The 14101-nt window shown below is 64.8% G+C and carries 20 protein-coding genes; 2 read left to right on the forward strand and 18 right to left on the reverse strand.

All coding sequences use genetic code 11. From position 1 onward, the window contains the following. Positions 1 to 9: 9 nt before the first annotated feature. From HMPREF1546_RS19050 to HMPREF1546_RS16880, 18 genes are all read right to left on the reverse strand, one after another. Positions 10 to 360 (reverse strand): hypothetical protein, encoded by a 351-nt coding sequence (locus tag HMPREF1546_RS19050; protein ID WP_036628517.1) that lies wholly within the window; start codon positions 358 to 360, stop codon positions 10 to 12. Between the two features lie 12 nt (positions 361 to 372). Next, positions 373 to 765, reverse strand: a complete 393-nt coding sequence (locus HMPREF1546_RS16800) for a hypothetical protein (protein WP_021752177.1) — start codon at positions 763 to 765, stop codon at positions 373 to 375. Position 766: 1 nt separating this feature from the next. Next, entirely contained in the window at positions 767 to 1717 is a 951-nt protein-coding gene (locus HMPREF1546_RS16805) for a hypothetical protein (RefSeq protein ID WP_021748522.1), read from the reverse strand. Next, on the reverse strand, positions 1714 to 2292 hold the full coding sequence (gene safA / locus HMPREF1546_RS16810; protein WP_349133137.1) for a SafA/ExsA family spore coat assembly protein: 579 nt from the start codon (positions 2290 to 2292) through the stop codon (positions 1714 to 1716). The genes HMPREF1546_RS16805 and safA overlap by 4 nt, the downstream gene beginning before the upstream one ends. Before the next feature lie 12 nt (positions 2293 to 2304). Continuing rightward, the gene (locus tag HMPREF1546_RS16815) at positions 2305 to 2856 is read right to left on the reverse strand and encodes a hypothetical protein (RefSeq protein WP_021748520.1); all 552 of its coding nucleotides are present in this window, start codon (positions 2854 to 2856) and stop codon (positions 2305 to 2307) included. Position 2857: 1 nt separating this feature from the next. Further along, positions 2858 to 3169 carry a hypothetical protein gene (locus HMPREF1546_RS19055; RefSeq protein ID WP_021748519.1) on the reverse strand — a complete coding sequence of 104 codons (312 nt, stop codon included), beginning with the start codon at positions 3167 to 3169 and terminating at the stop codon, positions 2858 to 2860. Beyond that, positions 3166 to 3555 carry a hypothetical protein gene (locus HMPREF1546_RS16825; protein WP_021748518.1) on the reverse strand — a complete coding sequence of 130 codons (390 nt, stop codon included), beginning with the start codon at positions 3553 to 3555 and terminating at the stop codon, positions 3166 to 3168. The genes HMPREF1546_RS19055 and HMPREF1546_RS16825 overlap by 4 nt, the downstream gene beginning before the upstream one ends. A 12-nt stretch (positions 3556 to 3567) precedes the next feature. Further along, positions 3568 to 4635: a phage tail sheath C-terminal domain-containing protein gene (locus HMPREF1546_RS16830; RefSeq protein WP_036629856.1), complete on the reverse strand. Its 1068-nt coding sequence runs from the start codon at positions 4633 to 4635 to the stop codon at positions 3568 to 3570. Next, positions 4632 to 5126 (reverse strand): hypothetical protein, encoded by a 495-nt coding sequence (locus HMPREF1546_RS16835; protein WP_021748516.1) that lies wholly within the window; start codon positions 5124 to 5126, stop codon positions 4632 to 4634. The genes HMPREF1546_RS16830 and HMPREF1546_RS16835 overlap by 4 nt, the downstream gene beginning before the upstream one ends. Further along, complete coding sequence (locus HMPREF1546_RS16840; RefSeq protein ID WP_021748515.1) at positions 5114 to 5443, reverse strand: hypothetical protein; 330 nt, start codon at positions 5441 to 5443, stop codon at positions 5114 to 5116. Before HMPREF1546_RS16840 ends, HMPREF1546_RS16835 begins: the two co-directional genes overlap by 13 nt. Next, positions 5440 to 5814, reverse strand: coding sequence for a hypothetical protein (locus tag HMPREF1546_RS16845; RefSeq protein WP_021748514.1), 375 nt, complete (start codon positions 5812 to 5814; stop codon positions 5440 to 5442). The genes HMPREF1546_RS16840 and HMPREF1546_RS16845 overlap by 4 nt, the downstream gene beginning before the upstream one ends. Further along, a complete protein-coding gene (locus HMPREF1546_RS16850) occupies positions 5811 to 6842 on the reverse strand; it encodes a hypothetical protein (protein ID WP_021748513.1) in 1032 nt (343 codons plus the stop codon). Before HMPREF1546_RS16850 ends, HMPREF1546_RS16845 begins: the two co-directional genes overlap by 4 nt. A 14-nt stretch (positions 6843 to 6856) precedes the next feature. Beyond that, positions 6857 to 7213 (reverse strand): hypothetical protein, encoded by a 357-nt coding sequence (locus HMPREF1546_RS16855; RefSeq protein ID WP_021748512.1) that lies wholly within the window; start codon positions 7211 to 7213, stop codon positions 6857 to 6859. A 13-nt stretch (positions 7214 to 7226) separates the two neighbouring features. Then, positions 7227 to 8108, reverse strand: coding sequence for a hypothetical protein (locus HMPREF1546_RS16860; protein ID WP_021752178.1), 882 nt, complete (start codon positions 8106 to 8108; stop codon positions 7227 to 7229). Then, a complete protein-coding gene (locus HMPREF1546_RS16865) occupies positions 8105 to 9277 on the reverse strand; it encodes a hypothetical protein (protein ID WP_021748509.1) in 1173 nt (390 codons plus the stop codon). Before HMPREF1546_RS16865 ends, HMPREF1546_RS16860 begins: the two co-directional genes overlap by 4 nt. Positions 9278 to 9313: 36 nt before the next feature. Beyond that, positions 9314 to 10549, reverse strand: coding sequence for a PBSX family phage terminase large subunit (locus HMPREF1546_RS16870; protein ID WP_021748508.1), 1236 nt, complete (start codon positions 10547 to 10549; stop codon positions 9314 to 9316). A 4-nt stretch (positions 10550 to 10553) separates the two neighbouring features. After that, positions 10554 to 11018, reverse strand: coding sequence for a terminase small subunit (locus tag HMPREF1546_RS16875; RefSeq protein WP_021748507.1), 465 nt, complete (start codon positions 11016 to 11018; stop codon positions 10554 to 10556). A gap of 187 nt (positions 11019 to 11205) precedes the next feature. After that, entirely contained in the window at positions 11206 to 11781 is a 576-nt protein-coding gene (locus tag HMPREF1546_RS16880; protein WP_021748506.1) for a hypothetical protein, read from the reverse strand. Between the two features lie 220 nt (positions 11782 to 12001). Between HMPREF1546_RS16880 and HMPREF1546_RS16885 the strand changes: the two genes are divergently transcribed. After that, positions 12002 to 13084 (forward strand): DUF4118 domain-containing protein, encoded by a 1083-nt coding sequence (locus HMPREF1546_RS16885; RefSeq protein ID WP_021748505.1) that lies wholly within the window; start codon positions 12002 to 12004, stop codon positions 13082 to 13084. Continuing rightward, the gene (locus tag HMPREF1546_RS16890) at positions 13081 to 13788 is read left to right on the forward strand and encodes a response regulator (protein ID WP_021748504.1); all 708 of its coding nucleotides are present in this window, start codon (positions 13081 to 13083) and stop codon (positions 13786 to 13788) included. The genes HMPREF1546_RS16885 and HMPREF1546_RS16890 overlap by 4 nt, the downstream gene beginning before the upstream one ends. Positions 13789 to 14101: the final 313 nt, after the last annotated feature.

Here is a 14101-nt window from a genome sequence, read left to right on the forward strand (position 1 = left end):
CCGCTCCTCTCACGATACCTCCACGGTGACGGACAGAGCCTCTCCCTGCCAGGTGAGGCCGACCGTCACCTGTGCCCGGCCGCCGCCGGATTCCGTCAAAATCACCTGCTCCACCGTCAGCCCCGGTTCCGCCGCCAGGGCCTCCGCCACATATTGTTCCGCCGCGCTCTGCCGTCTGGCGGCGGGCAGCTGTCCCAGCTGCCACAGCCGGCTCCCCAGCTCCGGCAGGAATGGGAAGGTCCCCCGCCGCGCTGTCAGGCGGAAGAGAACCTGCTCCAACAGGGCCTCCCGGCCCTCGGTCCGCCGCAGACCACCGGTCCCGTCAGGCACATAATCTCCATTCCGCAGGGAAAGTCCCATCTCCATCCCCCCTCAGCTCTCGCAGGGCGCATAGGGCTCCCCGTTCACCGTCAGGCTGCCCTGGATGCGCACTTTGCCCCGCAGCTCGATCTCGCCGCCGCTGCGCAGGTACACGCTGTTTCCGCCGGGGGTGAAGAGATAGACCTCCCCCGGTCCCATGCCTTCCGGGATCAAAGCCTGCTGCTGTCCTGCCACGCACTGCTCCTCCCCGCCAGGGCCACCTTTGATAACCAGTACCGCAGCGCCGCTCTCCGGCATCCACACATAGCCGCCGGGGCCATACACTGGAAGCGCCCGTACCTCCCCCCGGGTGACCACGCCCACGCTGTCTCCGGCGATGGTGGTCATGCCCAGATCCGCGTCCGCCGTGGGCGCCGGCGCTTTCATCTGTCTCGATAGCCACATCTCATATCCGCTCCCTCAGTATCAATGTACAGACCTCTCCCGTCTCCGGGGAGGCCGTGTTTTCCGCCTCGGCCACCCGGTACTCGCCGGAGAGGCCCATGGCCTCCAGTTCCAGCCGGACCGTGTCCCCGGGAAACGCCGGGAAACACCCGGCCAGCCCCAGCTCAATGGTCAGTTCCTCCTCCCGGGACTGCCGGATCTGATACTCCCCGGTATACCGCATGGCAGCCCAGGTGCTCTGCCCCGGGGTGTAGACCACCCGGCGGCACTGGCCGCCCCGGTCCAGCATGTCCCGGTTCTGCACGCTGTAGGACACGTTCCGGGTCTTGTCGATGACCAGCACCTCCGTCAGCACACCGTAGTGGTCCTCCCGCAGGGTGCAGGAGAGGATCGGGCTGGTCCCGTCGATGACGATCCGCCGCCCGTCGTCCCGCTCCGGCGCCGCCACCAGCAGCCCGTCCCGCCGGAAGCGGGGCGAAAAGCCCCCATAGGTCCGGCAGAAACCCTCCAACGCCTTCCACTGACTGGTGCCGGCGGCCACGGTGTAAACAGAGTCCGCCGACACCGGCGCGATCTCCGCGCAGGAAATGCCGTAGGGCGCCGCATGGCACCGGACGATCTCCGCCAGCGTGGCTCCCTGGTACGTCACCGGCCGGGACTCATTGTCCAGCAGCCGGGCGGCGTATCCCCGGCCGCAGATGGTCACCGTCAGTCCCGCCGCCGTCAGCTTCACCTCGTACTCGTCCACGATGCCCCGCAGCAGCACCCCGCCGTTCTCGTCCAGCGCCAGGAAACCCGCCGCCAGATGCAGCAGCTCCGCCATGGTCCTGTCGTACACGCAGGTGACTTCATAGCTGTCGCAGGGCACGCCGCCGGTGTAGGTGATATTCCAGCGCAGCAGCACCGGCAGCTCAAAAATCCGGTGGTCGCTGGTGATGATCCGTCCTCTCATGGTATCCTCACCTGATCCCCCGGGTAGATCAAGTTGGGGTTCTTGATCTGGGGATTGGCTGCGATCAGGGCGGTCAGCGCCACGCCGTACCGCCAGGCGATCCCCCACAGGGTTTCTCCTTTCCGCACTGTATGGACGGCACCCCAGCCTCCGGCGGGAATCTCCGGGTCCGTTCCGCCCTCTGGCTCCCCTTCTACGGGCACTTCCACCAGCCCGCCGGAGGCCGTGCTGTCCTCCCAGAAGGAAAAGCGGTAGCGCACATAGTCCGGCAGCGGCTCCTCCATCAGCTCCAGGGTCACGAAATAGGCGCTGACCGTCCGCCAAACCGGGTGCACCAGCAGCCCCGGCCCGGTCTGGTCAAAGACCTCCGCCAGCGTCTGGAACTCCTCGTAGGCCCGCTCCCCTGCAAAGATACCCTCTCCCCGGAAAATGCGGTATGTCCGCCCCAGATCCTGCAGGTACCAGCCCCCCAGGGGGATCTTGTGGGCTGCTATCTGCCGCCGGTACTCCACTGCATAGATCTCCGGGTTGTGGGGCCAGGTGTAGTCCTTAAAGCGCATGGGTTTCAGCAGCAAATTCTCACCTCCTCAGTCATACAGCGGGAATCCGCCGTCATACCGGCGGGCGTCCCGCTGCACCGTGCGGGACAGCGCCCTGGCGCTCTCCATCATTCCTGCCGCGCCGGAGTCCCGGCGTCCCGGCAGAAGATAGAACGTCTCCTCCGCTTCGCCGCCGGGCGTTGCTGTCCCGCCGCCGTCGGACAGACCGCCATCCTCCGTCATGGGATTCCGCCTCCCGGCAGAATCGGCAGTCTCTCCGGTACCAGCCGGTCCAAAGGCGGCCGTATACTGCCGCTCCGCACGCTTCCGGGCCAGGGCCAACCGCAGCGTCTCCCCCGCCGAAGTGGGGCCGGTCTGCCTGTCGGCCCCAGCGCCCGCGAAGCTGTTCCCACGAATCTCCCATCCGCCGGTCCCAGACGCCGTCCCGTCCGTTTCCCATGGGGCAGGCGCTGCCGGAGACGTTCTCTCCGTGGCTGGAGAGGCGGCTGCGGCCTCCGGCTCTTCCGCACTTCCGCCGCCCAGCATCAGCCGCCCCAAGGCGGTCCGCTGCCGCCGCAGCATCTCCCGGATGTATTCCATCTCAGCCCTCCTTCAACGCCTGGAACCGCCCCTGATCAAAGTCCCGGTTCACCGCCGCCGGAGCGGGGGAGGGTTCCTCCCCCGCCAGACGGCGCAGCAGTGTTTCCATCTCCCCGGCGGTCAGCCGGGTCAGGACCGCCGCGCCGTCGGGGAACACCGGCTTCCCCTGGCGCAGGCAGCTCTCTGCCAGCACCTGGGCGTTGCACAGCAGGGCGCGTTCCAGGGGCTCCTCTGCCAGCTCCCGGGTCCCCCGCCAGATCTCCAGCAGCCGCCAGGCCGTGGGCGGCCGCAGCTCGTCCAGTTCCTCCATCATGCCGTGGTCTCGATCCGCTTGGAGGCCACCACGGTCACCTTCTCTGCCACCATGGCATTCAGCTGGCCCTCTTCCTGAATGGCGCTCCACTGGCAGCTGCTGTAAATGACCTTCCGGTCCGGCTTGCAGATCACCAGGGAGAAATCCCGCAGGTCATAGAAATTGATGCCGTCCGTCACCGCGTCCTCAGTGGCGTACAGCCGTGTCAGCTCCAGGGTGTACTTCCGCTGACCCTCGATGGTGGCCACCGGCTCGCTCTCGCCGAACGCCTCTACGCTCTGGCTGGATTTGCTGGCCCGGGCGGTGTAGCCCTGCACCACCGCGATCTTTCTCCCATCCAGCTCCAGATAGATGTCCGCGCTGGTGGGAAATCCCGTTGCTTCCATACCGTCTCCTCCTTACACCGTGATGTGGACCGTCAGATAGATCTGGTTCAGCCCATGGGCCACCGCGAAGCTGAACTCCACCAGACACACGGTGGGGTCATCCTCCGAGGCCGTCACCGTCACCTCGCCATAGCTGTCGATGATCTCCTCGGCCACCTTCTTCTCCAGCTCCACAATCACCTGAGAGCGGATGGCGCTGCGGCTTTGGGCCGTGTTTTTGGCCCGGGCGAACTTGCTGCGCAGGGCCTGCCGTACTGTCGGGATCACATCGTCCACGATCAGGATGGTGGTCAGCTCCCGCCAAGTGGTGTCCGCTGCACCGCCGGTTGTGGTCCGGGTGGTGATCCCCCGCACCGGGGATACTGTGCCCGCCGTGCTCTCCAGGGGCGTCACGCCGCCCCGCACCAGCAGGTCGATGTCATTGTCGGTGTATGCGGTGCCCAGGCCCCCCAGCCCCCGGATCTCCGCCCCGTTGAGCGGCACTCCCGGGTCCCGTCCGGAGGCGATGACCCCTGCCAGGGCCGCTGCGGCGAACACGCCGGGCAGCGTCTTCCCGCCGCTGTCCAGGGCATCGGGCCCCACCAGCACCATTCGCTCGCTGTTTAGCGCCGCCGCGTGGGTCACCAGCTCCGCTGCCGACTCACCGTCGCCGCCCACCACGGCGATCCGCTCCATCCGGGCGGCAGAGGCATCCTCCACCGCAGTCCGCAGCGCCTGCTGCACCGTCTCCTCGGCGCTGTCGCACACCAGAATCCGGGCCTCCTCCCCGCCCAGGGCCGCGAAGGCGTCCTGGTAGTCCTTCACCGCGCCGGCCTCCGCCACCCGGACCGCCGCCACAGTGGAGGCGCCATTGGCAAACAGCAGCCGCAGGATGGTGCTCATCCCCGGCGTATCCGCTGCGTCCTCGCCGAAGGCCGCCACGCCCGCGGCATAGCCCGTCAGGGTCACCACCTCTCCGGCGGTGCCCTTCACCGCCTTGGCCGCCACGCCAATGACCTTGGCGGCCCGCCCGGCGGATACTACCGTTGACGCGTCATAGCTGGAGTACACCCCCGGCCGCTCATGCATTGTCTCGCTCAAGTGGTCACTGCTCCCTTCAATCGAAAGTCCAAAAATACCGTGTCGCCCTCTTCCGCCCGGGCCAGGAAATACGCCCGGCACCGGAGTCTTCCCCGCCGCAGGAACAGCTCTGTCTCCCGCTCCCAAGTCAGGGCTTCCCAATTCAACTCACCGGGGCGGATGCCGGCGGGCAGCCTTCCCAGCAGCACCTCCGCCGCCGTCTCACAGCCCTGTTCACAGTCCGCAGCCCGCTGTCCCCGGATCTCTATGGAGATCACCGCCTCCAGCTGCTTTCCATACAGCTCCCGCGGTGCGCCGGCCCCGGTATCGAAGACCTCGCCCAGATAATTGCAGAATCCCACGGTCCGGCTCTCTGCGGTCTCCACAGCCACCGCTGCCACCGGGCAGCCATACCGCCTGGCCCGCTGGTCCGGGTAGGCGTCCAGCGCCGCCACCCCCTCCGCCGCCAGGGCGGAGACCACTGCATCCCGGATCTGACTCAGCTCCCGCATTCCGCCGCCTCCCGCTCCTGTTCCAGCGCCGCCCAGTAGTGGGACAGCGCGTTACCAATGTAGTAGGGCCTGCAGCTGCGCACCCGGAAGCGCGTGGCCTCCCAGGCCAGGGCTTCCCCCTCCTCCAGGGCCGTCTGCCCCAGATACAGCCACAGCCGCCCATCCACCCAGCCGATGGAGGTAACGTCACTTCGGGCCCATTCATCCCGCTCCGTCATCGGCTGTAAAAACGCCCGCACGGTCCGCTCTCCGTCCGCCGTGTCCACGGTGACATCCTGTCCATATCGCTCCAGGACCTGCCGCACCCAGTCTGTCATCCTCTCACTCCCCGAAAGCAAAAATCGTCCGGCACCGCAAAGGGTGCCATCAGCCGTTCCGCCGTGCGCCGCAGGCTCTCCGCCAAAGCGCAGCTCTCCGCCGCGCCGCGGATCCGCACGGACACGCTGCCCGCTGTGAAGCCGGACACGCCTTCACCGCCCCGCGCCACCGCCAAGTCCGCGGCGGCGGTGAAGGCCACGGCGCAGGGGAACGCCTTGCCGCAGTCCTCCGCCGTCATTCCCGGCCGCAGCCGCTTCTCCCACTGCTGCTCCGCCGCCTGACAAAGCAGTTCCAGCAAAGCCTCTTCCGCCTCCCCGGCCCCGGAGAGTTCCCGGGCCAGAGTCAGGACCGTCTCCTGTGCCCCGCTCATACCACCAGGACCTTGGATGCCTCCGTGAACAGCTTGGCAAATCCGGAGATGGAGGTGATGGCCGCCCGCTCCAGCTGGCGGTCAATGAGCTTGTCATACTCCACCGTGATCTCGCTGCCGCAGATCTGCTCCAGGGCGTAGTTCCTGTCCAGGCCGATCAGGATCCCCGCCGGCATGGCAGAGGTCCGCAGCAGTTTTGCCCCCAGGGGCGTGGTCAACGTGCCGGTGCCCTGGAAGTTCAGCCCCGTCAGGGGATTCTGGAACTCATCCAGCTTCAGCATGGCCAGCATCACGTCGCTGCCCACCAGCATGGTGTTCATGGTGTAGGGGTCGAACTGGCTCCAGAACTCCAGCAGGGCGTCATAGGTCAGCGTCCCCTTGGTTCCGGTGATAGGCTTCGTGCCGATGGTGTACTGCTGTGCGGCATTCTGATTTCCGTCGCCGCTGCGCAGCACCCCGATGGCGTCCTCCAGATGCATCCGGCCGATGTAGGCGCCGATCTGCCGCAGGGTCACGGAAAACAGGTCCAACCGCTGGAACCGGATAGCTTCATAGGAGGCCACCAGCATCCGGCCCCGCTTGTAGAGGTGCACCAGGTTCTCCTGGGTGCGGACGGTGGTCTCCGGGATCCGGGCGCCCTCTTCCACCCGGCGAAGCTTTTTGTCCTCCTCGCTGGGTACAGAGACGATGGACCGGTAGTCCATGCCGTCAAATCTGGTCACCGTAGCGGTGATGGCCGGCAGGATGCTCTCTTCCTCCATCCCCTGCCGCACCACTCGGGAGACGAACTCCGGGAACAGCACGGCGGAGTCGGAGGTGTGGAAGAACTTCTCTACCATATCGCTGCCCGCGCCCTTTACATGGATGTCAAATCGCTTCAGCTGCCGCTGAAAGGCGTCCAGCCCCTCCAGAGGCGTACCCCGGTAGTGTTCGCTGGGGTCCAGCTCCTCCAGGGCCTGGGAAAAGCTTCGGCCGCTGCGGCCGTACATTCCCTTTTCCAGCTTGATGTTCTCAAAATGATATGCCATCGTCTCTCTCCTCCTCACAGTACAAAGGTCACGGTCTTGGCGGTGGTGTCCACATCCACCACCAGATAGGTGCTGCCGTCCGCGTCCGCCTGGACGCCGCCCTCGCCGTCGGCGCTGAGGCCGCTCCAGCCCAGGGCCGGTGCCGCTCCTTCTGCCGGTACGGTGTACCCGGCGGTGACCATGCCGCCCAGGGCCACGGCGCAGGCGTCGCCGCCCCGGCCGACAGAAAGCACCATGCCGCAGAAATCGTCGCCCGCCGCGCAGGCGGCCACCGTGCCGTTGGCACTGACCTTCACCAGCTCCCCCTCCGCCAGATCGTCACAGGCAAAGGTGGCGGCCCACTGGCCGATCCCCTCATAAGAAAGCTTCATGCTTCATCCTCCCTTAGATCAGAAATTCCGTCTCGTCCTCTGTTTTTGCCGCTCCCCGGCTCCGCAGCTGCGGCACAGGCGGGAACCGGCGGGCTGCCTGGGCCCCGTAGACCCGCTTCAGCTCCAGCAGCTCCGGCTCCTCCAGATGCTCCGCCGCCTTGGCCAGGGCGCCGCCGTCCACGCTGTCGTCCGCCAGCATGGCAAGCCGCGTCACCTCCCGCCGCAGCTCTCGCAGGTATTTCCGTCCCAGCTCCGCCTGGGCCCGCAGCTGTGCCATCCCCTGGTTTTCGGGGCCGTATCGCTTCAGGACCCCCGCCTTTCGCTGGGCTGGCACCGCCACGAAGGACCACTCGTATGCGTCGGTGGGATCCCGCAGCTCCAGGTAGCACAGCTGCTCCCCGTACCGCTGCCCCGGCGTGTGCTGGCAGGTGCCGCCCTCTGCGCCGCAGATGGAGCACACCCGCCGGGCCACGCTGCACCCCACGCTGACCTCCCGCTTGATGCCTCCCTCGATCTCCGCGATCAGATCCGCGTTTTTCTCCGTCCGCAGCAGATAAGCCCAGGCCTTCAGCCAGCAGTAGCCGTCCCCTGCCACGGTCACCTGGGCGCCCTCCCGCACCATCTCCGTCCGATAGATGCGGGCGGTCTGCCCCTCCGCCGTCCACTGGTGGTCAAAGATGCCGCTCTTCCCCACGAACAGGTCGCCCAGTGTGTTGAGCGCCGCCGTATCGAACCGCTCCCAGTCCCGGTCCACCTCGTTGTCGCACAGCCGCAGGGAAAAGGTGTACACCTCCTCTGCCCGCAGGGGTGACTTGGCAAAGCGGTTGATCGCCGCCAGCTCCGCCTCTGCCGGCACGCCTCCCGTTGCCTCCAGATTTTTTTCGAGTTCTTTCATACCTCTCTCCTTGTATGGAACGCGGCCGCCTCCGCCGCGTCGTTCTCAAGCCGCAGCTTCCGCGCCTGCTCCAGATAGAGGGCCGCACGGGCGTCCTCCACCTCGTCCTGGAGGTTGATGTCCTCCCACAGGACTTCAAAGCCGCAAGTATACCCGTGCATCCGCAGCCACAGCCGGCAGATCCGCTCCACCACCGGCGTAATGGTCCGCCGGATGGCCGTGATCTCCGTGGTGAGCATGTCCGCCTGCTGGGAGCTCATCCGCTCCGTGGAGCTCCAGCTCAGTCCCAGCATAAAGGGCGGGATCCCCGTCTTGGCCACCACCTGTTCCAAAATCTGCCGCACCGGCACCTCGCTGTCCAGGACGGGCGCGTCAGCGCCGATGACCTGGATATCCACATCTCCCACAGCCACAAAGTCCCGCACGCTGCCGCTCCTGGTATCCTGCATGGCCCGGGACCACTCTCCTGCCAGCATCCGGCTCCGCTCCTCCGCTTGGCCGTTTCCGCCGTCCCGGCAGGTGACGGCGAAGCGCAGGCTGCCGCATCGCTCCCAGTTAATCCCGATGGTGTGGTAGATCTTCATCAGGATATCCGTCAAAAACGGGAGCCCCCGCAGAAGGGACACGCCATAGGGGCTGTCCGCCTCAGGATTCAGAGGCGTGAACAGCAGCAAGTCCTGACAGGGCAGCGGCCCCATCCGCCCCTGCTCGTCGGGGCCGCAGATTGTAAATGCCAGGGGATGGTCTCCCTCCCGAATCTCAATATCCTCCACCCGGCCCCACAGCACGGCCGCAATCTCCCGGTTCCCTGCTGCGGGCACGATCTCCCCGATGGCTCGCCCGCAGGTCAGCAGAGCGTCCAGGTAGCCCTCCAGAAAGGCATTGACCCCATACTGCCCCCGTCCGGCCGGGACCGTGCGGAGGAATTCCCCCAGCCCCCGCTCTGCCGCCGGGTCGGAACAGGCCGCCGTCACACCGCCCACCATCCGGATCAGCTTGTAGATGGCGGCGTCCACCACCGGCACCGCCTCCCGTACTGCCCGGTACAGCCGGATCTCCCCACTGCGCATGGGCACATACTGCCCCAGCAGTCCAAATGGGTGGTGTCCCGTCTCCCGCAGCTGGACCGACGCTCCCGCCGGCGCCGTCTGTTTCCGAAACCACTTCAACTTCCAAACCTCCCGTCCATTCCTTACCGCGTTCCCTCAGGCCCGTCTCTCCACCCAGGTGGCCGCAAAGCCATTCTGCTCTTCCGCCGCCAGATCCATGGCGAAGTACCGCAGATCGTCCATGGCGTGGTCCTGCTCCTTTTTCGGAGCGTCCCGCCGCCCCTTGTCGTCCCAGCAATACGTTTCCATCTCCCGCAGGCAGTCGGCGCAGGCACCGCAGATCACGATCCGCCGCCGCTTCAGCAGGTCCGCCGTCACCCGGATGCCGTCGGCCACATCGTTGTCCGCCCGGACCACCCGGAATCCCTCCCGCCGCAGCGCCTCGATGAAACTTGCCGCCGACGGGTCCACGATCACCCTTGTGATCTCCCTGCCCTCCGCCAGCTCCCGCAGGTCCCGGACATACTCTGCGTCGGTCTTCTGCCGTCCCTCCCGGCGGGAGTCGTAGTAGAACTCCCCCACCCGGTACCAGATCTCTCCCTGCCGGCCCCACAGGCCGAAGGAGGCCGGGTTGGCGGTGCCGTAATCCACAGAAATCCGCCACTCCTGAAAATCTCCCTCCGGCACAGGCACGCTGTCCCGGTCCCGGTCGAAGAAGTCGTACACCCGCCCCTGGGCGGCTGTCCACTCCCCCAGCACGAATCGCCGGTAAAAAACGCCGGAGTAGGCGCTGCGATAGCGGGCCCGGATCCGGGGCGACAGGGCGGGGTTGTCCTCCATGGTGAAATGAAGGTACAGGGCCCGCCGTTCCCGCGCCCTCAAAATCCACTCTCGGTAAAACCAGTGCTGAGGGTTCTCCGGATTGCAGTTGAACCACAGGCGGCTCCCCGCCACGCTGCACCGGGCGACGGCCTGCTCCACAAAGCTCCGGGGCATCAGGGCCGCCTCGTCCAGCAGCACCCCCGCCAGGGTGCTGCCCTGGATCAGCGCCGCGCTGGACTCGTCCCGCCCGCCAAAGAGCAGGAAACGGTTTTCATGGCCCCCCAGCCGCACGGTCAGCAGGTTCTCCGACCGCCGCTCCCAGCAGTCGAAGCCCAGCCGCCGCAGATAGGGCACCAGCTCCGCCAGCAGGTTCCGCCGCAGGGAGGTGATGGTCTTTCCGCACAGTCCCAGCTGCCGTCCGTTGAACCTGGCCATGGCCCAGAGGAAGAAGGAGAGCCCCATGGAGAAGGTCTTGCCGCTGCGGACGGCCCCGTCGCAGATGATGGCCTCCCAATCTCCCGGGCGGCACCACCAGGTCAGCACCCTTCGCTGCTTTTGGGAAAACCGCATGATCTCAGCCGTCGTCCCACCCTCCTTCCTCCCCGGCAGCTTCCGTCAGCACCCGGTACAGCTCTCCGGCCCCCTCCGCCTTTTCCTCGCTCAGGAGCCCGTACAGAGCCTCCAGAGCCCGGATGCGGTCAATAAGCTTCACTTCCACGCCGCCCTTGTCCGTCACCTTCAGCTCCGCCACGGCAGACAGATCCAGCGTCTCCAAATCCGCCTCTTCGCTGTGCAGGGCCAGCCGCGCCGCATCATTCACCCGGCCGAAAGCCAGCTGGGCCAGACGCCGTACCACGTCCTCCCGATGCACCTGCCCAGCCGCTGCCTCCCGCATCCGCTCCAGCCGCCTGCGCACCATCTTCGTCTCCAGCACGGCGTATCCATCGGCGCAGCCAGCCATTGCCGCTGCCTGGTCCGGGTCCATGCACTGGAGATACTTCCGGCAGAATGCTTCGGCCTGCCCCTTCAATTTCTCCAAGGACGCGTACCTCCTTTCTCAGTCGTTCGATAATAACCGCCTTCCGGCCAAAAGTTGCACGCCGCCGGGCATCTCTTTTGACTTAATAATAAAAAAACGCTGTACCGCGGGCAGGAGATCCCCGCGGTACAGCGTGTTGCGCTCCAGATTTAATTGTATGGCTGGGTGAGCCGCCGGTTGGAGCCGGTCAGGCTGCCTCGCCGTCTCTGCCCTGCCGCAGCAGCTCCGCCGCCGCTTCGGCTCCCTGGACGCCATAGAAAATCATCCCCAGGGCCCGGTCCGTCTCGTCATGGCTCTGGACGTCGACCTTGGGATGGCAGGCCCGCCAGCGGAGCAGCTTCTTGGCCTCCTCAAACAGGCATCTGCCCAGAACCAAGCTCTTTCCCTTTGTGGTTCCACCCACTACCTGAAGATCGTCGATGTCAGACAGTTCCATGTAGAAAAACGTCTTGTCCCGGGTCATCAGAATGGCCCGCTGGTTGGTGATCCAATACTGCTCCCCCATGAGGTTCCGGCGCTCCGCCACGGGCGAGATCAGAATCACCGCAGCCACCAGCAGCACCAGGCCGATAAATCCCATACTGGGCGCCTCGGTCCTGGAAAGATACACGGCCAGCAGCCCGCCGCCCAGTGCCACCGTCAGTCCCCACTTCAGCAGGATCTGCTTTTTTGCCTCTGCCTCCAGAAGCGAAAACGGGGCGGGACGGCCCTGCCAGCGGACCTGCTCTCCCGGCCGCAGATATGTTTTGAGTCTTTCCTCCATACTGATACACACTCCTTTTGTTTTTCGGCAGCTCCCTGCCATCCATTATTATACGCATTCCGTCGTTCAACCGCTGACAAGGTCCATTTGGGGCTTGTTAAACGTATGCAAAAATCCACAGGTTTCCCGCCTATGTTCTTTAACGTTTTTTAGTGGAATCTTAACACCTCTTTCTGCTATAATAATGTTTCAAGCCCCACAGATGTAAGGAGGACCTGCTGTGAAGATCACCCGTTCCAGTTTGAAGCGTACCTTTTCCTTCTCCTGGCGCGACCTTCTGGTCTCCGCCGCCATTCTTCTATGCGCCACGGGGGCCTGCGCCCTTCTGCACCAGACGGCGGACACCATCGACGGCTTTGCCTCTCCGGTCTATGTGCTGGCCGTGCTCCTGATCTCCCGCTTCACCAGCGGATATCTCTTCGGGCTGATTGCGGCGGTGCTGGGTGTCATCGGCGTCAACTATGTGTTTACATATCCCTATATGGCGTTTAACTTCACCATTTCCGGCTATCCGCTGACAATGTTCACCTTTCTGGTGGTCTCGCTGGTCACCAGCACCCTGACCACCAAGACCAAGGAGCAGGACCGCCTCCGGATGGAAAACGAAAAGGTGAAGATGCGGGCGGATCTGCTCCGCTCCGTCTCCCACGACATTCGCACCCCTCTGACCTCTATCATGGGTGCCACCTCCGCCATTTTGGAAAATCCCGCCCTCTCCCCGGCCGAACAGCAGTCCCTTCTGGTGGATGTGCGGGATGACGCCCAGTGGCTCATCCGCGTGGTGGAAAATCTGCTCTCCATCACCCGGATCGGCAACGAATCGGCCAAAATCACCAAGGAGCCGGAGGCTGCGGAGGAAGTCCTGGATGAGGCGGTCCGCAAATTCCGAAAACGGTTTCCCGCCGTGTCCGTGGAGGTCCACGTGCCGGATGAGCTGCTCCTGGTCCCCATGGACGCCATCCTCATCATGCAGGTCCTGTCCAATCTGATGGAGAACGCCGTGTTCCACGGCGGAACCACCACGCACATCGCCCTGTCCGCGCAGCGGGATGGCCCCTGGGCCCGCTTTTACGTGCAGGACAACGGCCAGGGCATTCCCCCCCAGAAACTGCACACCCTGTTCAGCGGTGCGCTTCGCTGTGAGGACTCGTCCCCCGGCGACGGAAAGCGGAACATGGGGTTGGGCCTATCGGTCTGCATGGCTATCATCCGTGCCCACGGCGGCACATTGGAAGCAAAAAATCTGGAGTCCGGGGCGGAATTTTCCTTCTGCCTGCCGCTCACTAAGGAGGAAGTATCATGACGATTCGTGAAAAAATTCTGGTAATTGAGGACGAGAAGAGCATCTCGCACTTCATTTCCACGGTCCTCAACAACAACGGCTATGAAGCCATGCAGGCCCAGACCGGCGAGGAGGCGCTTTCCATGATCTCCTCCCACTGTCCCGACCTGGTCATTCTGGACCTCGGCCTGCCGGACATGGATGGTCTGGACATCCTCCGCAGCCTGCGCAGCTGGTCCAGCCTGCCGGTGGTGGTGGTCTCCGCCCGCTCCCATGAGCGGGACAAGGTCGCCGCATTGGATCTGGGGGCGGATGACTACCTCACCAAGCCCTTCGGCACGGACGAACTCCTGGCCCGGGTCCGCACCGCGATCCGCCACACCCGCACCATCTCCGGTAATGACGAAATCGCCCGGAACGGCACCTATACAGTGGGAGAACTGGTCATCGACTACAATAAGCACCAGGTCCGTGTCCGCGGTGAGAATGTCCACCTCACCCTCAGCGAGTTCCGCATCGTGGCCCTGCTGGGCAAATACGCTGGCAAGGTTCTGACGTATGATTTCATCATCAAGGAGCTGTGGGGCCCCCGGGCCAGCGGCGACAACCAGATTCTCCGGGTAAACATGGCCAACATCCGCCGGAAGATCGAAAAAAATCCTGCCGAGCCGGAGTATCTCTTCACAGAGATGGGCGTCGGCTACCGCATGGCGGAGGGCAGCTGATCCGCTCCGCCGTCCGCACAGGCGCATGAAGAGCTCCCAACCGGGCTTCTTCATGCGCTTTTTATGCATCGCTCCCCAAAAGTAAGCGCATTCTTGATAAGGCCGTCGTTTTCTTAGCGACATCTTAATTTCCGTGAACTATTTTTTAACGCTTATGCGGCCAAAAATCTGCTATGCTTATAGCCAGAAGCCCGCGTGTCCAAATCGAGGACCTGGCCGCGGGTTAAGGAAAAGGAGTGTGTGTTTTTATGGCAACTTTCTTGATCGGCCTCGTGGTCTTGTTCGTAGGCGCAGCCATCTATGGCAAGTTCTG

Source organism: Oscillibacter sp. KLE 1745, from assembly GCF_000469445.2.
GTDB classification, from domain to species: Bacteria; Bacillota; Clostridia; order Oscillospirales; family Oscillospiraceae; genus Oscillibacter; species Oscillibacter welbionis.